Below are 1,425 nucleotides of genomic sequence, written 5' to 3'. Positions count from 1 at the left end.
CACGCGGCAACACCACCCGCCATTACTACGATGCCGCCGGCCAGCTGCGTTACACCGTCAATGCGCTGGGTGAAGTGCGCCAGCTGGATTACACCGCGTTTGGGGAAGTCTGCCGCACGACGGTCTACACCCAGCGACTGGGTAATCTCAATGGTTTGAAGGGCGGATTGCTGACCGACGCCATCCAGCAAACCTTGACGGCATTGGCGAATGCCAACGAGGACAAGACCAGCCGTATCAACTACACCCTGCGCGGTCTGGTCAAAGAAGCCCTCGATAGCCTGGGTAAAACCACCCGCACGACCTATACCGCCTTCGGCGAAGTGGAAACCCGCATCGACCCGATTGATGCCAGCCGGCAGACGCTTGCGCGCTTCTACTATGACCAGACCGGTCGACTGGTGCGCACGATACGGGACGAGCTGGGGCTCAATCTCATCACAACGACCGACTACGACGCGTTCGGTCGCGCCACCGCCTTGACGGATGCCAACGGCCACACCACCCGCACGGAATACGACCGCCTCGGTCGCAAGGTGGTCGTCACCAACCCGCTCAATGCCAGACAAAGCGCGGTCTACGACGCCTTTGACCGCGTCCTGCGCCAGACCGATGCGCTGGGGCACACCACCACCACCGAGTACGATACCGCCAACCGCCGCATCACCGTCACCACGGCCGATGGGGTCAAAACCAGCAGCGAACGCAACCGGCATGGCGAGGTGGTCAAGCTCACTGACGGCAATGGCCACAGCACGACTTACCAGTACAACGCCGACGGCAAACTGCAAAGCAGCACCGATGCGCTGGGTAACACCAACCACAAGGCTTATGACAGCGTCGGCAATGTCATCAGCACGACCGACGCCAACGGTACGGTCACGCAATACCAGTACGACGCCGCCAACCGGCAACTGCAAAAGCAGATCGACCCGACGGGCTTGAACCTGACCAGCCGCGTCACGCTGGACGGCCAGGGCCGCACGGTGACCAGCACCGACGCCAATGGCGTCATCACCCGCAACCACTTCGACCGCAAGGGCCAACTGACGGCCGTGGTGGTGGACGAAGGTGGGCTGAAGCAGCGTACCGAATACGTGTACGACGACCAAGGCCGCACGCTGACGCTGATTGAAGGCGCCGGCACGCCGGCAGCCAAGACCACCCAGTATGGATACGACAGGCTGGGCCGACGGATCAGCGAGACGGTTGACCCAACGGGGTTGAAGCTCACCACCCGTTACGACTACGACGGACTAGGCAATGTGGTGGCGAAGTGGGATGCCCAGGGCAATGCCACGCACTATGTCTACGACAAGGCCGGCCGCCAGGTCTTCGCCATCGACCCGCAGGGCGCGGTGACCGAAACCCGTTACGACGCCATCGGCAATGTGCTCGCCAAGCACAGCTATGCCAAGCCGATCC

Annotated in this window: 1 protein-coding gene; it reads left to right on the top strand. The window is 62.3% G+C overall.

The features are described from left to right. On the top strand, nucleotides 1–1,425 hold a 1,425-nt coding region (locus tag CSQ89_RS21510), incomplete at both ends, for an RHS repeat protein (protein WP_143747136.1).

The sequence above is a fragment of the Chitinimonas sp. BJB300 genome (assembly GCF_002735695.1).
GTDB lineage: Bacteria > Pseudomonadota > Gammaproteobacteria > Burkholderiales > Chitinimonadaceae > Chitinimonas.
The sequence above is the reverse complement of the archived record's forward strand: the minus strand, read 5'-3'. Positions and strand labels throughout refer to the sequence as shown.